Genomic DNA, 2,729 nt, shown 5'->3' on the forward strand with positions numbered 1-2,729 from the left:
GCTTGCCACAGCGAGTTTTCGATCGTCTAGTTACAGACCGACCCTAAGTGGATGTGGGATTTGAATCATATGGAAGCGTCGGGACGCTGTCGCGGGCCTCAGACGGTGGACTGAGCGAAGCCGCAACGAGCACAGCAGGAACCACTTGCAACTAAGCACGGCTAGGCGTAGCATAAAATGGCCGTAATTGCATCGTACTGCGAAATAGCTATTTTGTCAAGTGCACGAGGGCGAGAGATCGGGGCAACGTGCAAGTGAATTTGGGAGACTTAGACAAGTGCCAAGAACGACGAACTAAATCATCGCATAAAAAACTACGGCGCATCAGGGCTGGACCCCTAATGCGCCGTCTGGGTGGTGCACCCTAGACAGGGTTCACGCGATCACACACGCGTAGAATCTCACCAAGGGTGCGCCTTGTCAACACACGCCTATTCAAAAGGCACAAGGACGCTCCATGACGAAGAAAACACAGCAGCAACCGAGTCGCACGACAGTGCGAAAAGTACGCGTCACAACTTCGCGCGACCTGACCGGACTCCCTCCGCCGGTACTTCCCCCTTCAAACCGAATGTCGCCGCCCCCTGATGCGAATGCGCCAGCCGCCTCGGCCGCAGCATCAAGCACGCAGCTGACTGAGAGCGAAGCAACAGCACCCTCATCCCCGAGAGGTACTGCGCCGATTAGCAAGACTGAGAAGGAGAAGCCGGCATCTCGCCCTCCCAAAAATTCCGGCAGCGGCCGATCCTGAAGAACCTGGCGGAGACGGAGCCGATGCGGAGCGAGCGATTTCTCAGTCCTTCCAGCTAGCTACACATGGTGGTTCCAGCATCGAACGACAGCGCCCTCTTTGTAGGGCGCGTGGTCCTTTGCGTCCGATCCGCTCCGCCGAGCAAGGCGCGTAACAAAAGCACAACGCCACTTTCATGTGCCCGGCGCGTCGTAGCCGGCAAATCGCGAAGTCGCTGGTCAGGCTGGGGGACGCAATGAGCACGGACGGTAAGTCATCGGGCAGCCCTGAAGTCGCACCCGTAACGCGGATTGAGGGAAACCCTCTCCAGGAAAACATACGACCCATTCCGACGCTTCAAGAAGCGATGATGCTTACTACACGTTCTCCCAATCTGGAGTCCGGAAACTCGGCGCCGCAAGAGCTCATTATCGGAGGCGCCGCCGATACGTTTGTGAGCAACTCAGACGTCGGCCGAGCATTCGTAAACGTCACCTCCCTTATGTGGAGTTCTTATCACGACCGAGACCTTCGAAATCCGGAGTACCGCGAGTACGCTACAAATGCAGCCGCCTTCTTCCGGATCGAACCAAAGAGAGGTAGACACCTCGTTCCTTTGCGCTTTGGCATTGCGCCCCACGCGAAGCCGCGAGGCATGATTGTGATGGCGCCGGTGCGCTTGGGACGACGCCTACTTGCTGACATCATCCAGTCTGAGATTGGAAGCAAACCGCGCGCCGTGCGAATTCCAGCAGCGAGCGGCTTTACAGACTACCTCCAGCTTCCTTGCCTGCGGATGCACTGGCCGCTCAACGGAGAGCTGGGCGGACTCGCTCAAGGATTCTTTGGGGCGTTCGACGCGGCGTTCAATACGGTGCTGGCAGACAGCATACGTTCTATGCGCTTCCGCGAGAGAGACATTCTTCCTGCGATGTGCACTCTGGGCATCGCGGCAAATCTAGGCTTGGTTATTGTCGAGCGCATCAACGTCGAAGACGCCACGAAAACGGGAGCGGCTGCAACGTGGAGTGCGATCGCGCAATTCACACGGACAACGGGCATTCCAGTCCTCTGCCTCGCGACGCCAGGCGCAGTAGCCCTTGGCCTTCGCTGGCTGCCAGGTTCACGCGGTGACTTAACAGCCGCCGAGCCGGTCGAACTCGTTTCAATAAAGAGCTCTCGCGACGAGCGGTGGGTATCGATATGTCGAGCGCAGTTCGATGCGACGTTGGGAGTTCTTGGGATCGGTCCTATGCCGCACTGGCTTCCGGACGCCGCTTACTTACTGACCCTGGGTTTCCCAGGGCTATTAGCGAACGCGCTCAGAGGCATCGCCCTGCATCTCGCTACCCTTGAAGCGAAGGTGTTCAACGAAAAAATTTTCAATAAGTACGGCAAGCTCGCTCTGCTATTGGAAACGCCTGACATCGATGCTATTAAAGCTATCTTGGCGCAACAAAAGCCCAGTCCCGCTTCACTTATCAAATACAGCGATTGGTTGCCTTTTAAAAAACTTCGCCCCGTTATGTCTGTACCGGAACTGGAGGGTTGAAAAGTCAATGCACCGCAACCGGATAATGTCCGCACCCATGGTCCGAAAGCGGCAATTTGCCGGGAACGTTTTCGCACAACCTCGCGAAAAGCTCCAAGACCTCGCTACTGCCTTTCGCGTACCGGTGTTCACCTGGAAAGCTCGAGCACGCGCAGCGAAGGGAGTTGACACGCCGCATCAATGACGGATCGACAAGTCGTCGACCTCAGACCACCTGCCATCTGAAGACTAAGTATGGAAAAGTTCAATGTGTTCGATTTGCCTCTGCCTTTCGAGATGCCACCTTTGGCCCCGCTTCCGAAGCGAGATTCACACGGCGTGCTGCACGGAGCTGAATATGTACCGTTCGCCGAACCCGGGGACCTGACGTTTGGAACCCGCAGCACATGGCCCGGAGCCAAGGTTCCTCGGACCCATATAGCGCTGTCGATGAACGAACTGCGCGCC

The 2,729-nt window shown here is 57.0% G+C and carries 2 protein-coding genes; both read left to right on the forward strand.

Features of this window, described 5'->3' with window-relative positions; all coding sequences use genetic code 11:
• Positions 1 to 1,385: 1,385 nt before the first annotated feature.
• Positions 1,386 to 2,282, forward strand: a complete 897-nt coding sequence (locus tag P7F28_RS05920; protein ID WP_277183557.1) for a hypothetical protein — start codon at positions 1,386 to 1,388, stop codon at positions 2,280 to 2,282.
• 234 nt (positions 2,283 to 2,516) lie between these two features.
• Positions 2,517 to 2,729: hypothetical protein (locus tag P7F28_RS05925; RefSeq protein WP_277183558.1), on the forward strand; the 213-nt coding region annotated here is incomplete at its 3' end.

This window comes from Caballeronia sp. BR00000012568055, assembly GCF_029439455.1.
In the GTDB taxonomy this organism is placed as follows: Bacteria; Pseudomonadota; Gammaproteobacteria; order Burkholderiales; family Burkholderiaceae; genus Caballeronia.